This window comes from Mesorhizobium sp. M1A.F.Ca.IN.020.06.1.1 (assembly GCF_004023265.1).
Classification (GTDB): domain Bacteria; phylum Pseudomonadota; class Alphaproteobacteria; order Rhizobiales; family Rhizobiaceae; genus Mesorhizobium.
The window spans coordinates 1-1,086 of record NZ_RZSR01001396.1 but is presented as its reverse complement, the minus strand read 5'-3'; the positions used below and the strand labels follow the sequence as shown (position 1 = coordinate 1,086).

1 protein-coding gene is annotated in these 1,086 nt (G+C 61.2%); it reads left to right on the top strand.

The window, feature by feature from the left end; genetic code table 11:
- Positions 1-1,086: DUF5801 repeats-in-toxin domain-containing protein (locus EOA60_RS38490; protein ID WP_245502696.1), on the top strand; the 1,086-nt coding region annotated here is incomplete at both ends.

Sequence of the window (1,086 nt, the reverse complement as noted above, 5' to 3'; positions counted from 1 at the left end):
ACCGCCGCGAGCAACGACCTCGTGTTCACGGTCTCTGTCGATGCCTCGGGCAACGTCACCCTCGATCAGATCCGCGCGGTGGTCCATCCTACCAGCGACCCGGACGAGAGCACGACTCTGGCCGCCGACAATTTGATCAAACTGACCGCGACGGTTACCGACAAGGACGGCGACCACGCACCGGCCACCCTCGACATCGGCCAGAACCTCAACTTCAAGGACGACGGCCCGAGCATCTCGACGACCGGCACCGAGCCTACGCTCACTGTCGACGACACGGTTCTTACGACTAACGACACGAAGAGCTTTGCGGCGAACTTCAGCACGGCCTTCGGTGCCGACGGCGCAGGCACGGTCACCTACGCACTCGGCTTTACTGCTGGTTCGACCGGCCTTACCGACACCTTAACCGGTCAGGCCGTCGTCCTCTCGCTCAATGGCACTGTGATCGAAGGTCGCACCGCCACGAGCAATGACCTTGTCTTCACGGTCTCTGTTAGCGGCACCGGCAGCGTCACCCTGGATCAACTCCGGGCAGTGGTCCATCCGACCAGCGACCCGGACGAAAGCAAGACACTGGACGCGGATAACCTAGTTACGCTCACCGCGACCATCACCGACAAGGACGGTGATCATACATCGACCACACTCAACATCGGCCAAAACCTCACCTTCAAGGACGACGGCCCGACGATCACGGTGCCGTTCGACGGTGACGCATCCGGGGGTGGAAGCAATGGTACTCACGAGACCTTGGGCAACGCAGTCGGTCAAACGGCATCTGGTGCTTTTGGCTACGACATCGGTTCGGACGGCCGCCCGGCTTCCTACTACGACGCCACGCACTCGGACTTCGTCGACCAGGATGGCGTGCTTCCCGGCATCCAGCTCAGCCTTGATGGCAATCTCACCGGTCTTGTCCCTGGCACGCCGACCCCATTCATCAGCTCGTTCGCGACGCTACAGTCGGAAAGCGCCACCGAAGCTTCGTTCAATTGGCAAATCTCCTACGATAGCGACCCGAACACGGCCGGCAATCAGATGGCCACGGCGGGCGGTACCCTTGTCTTCAACAAGGACAGTGAC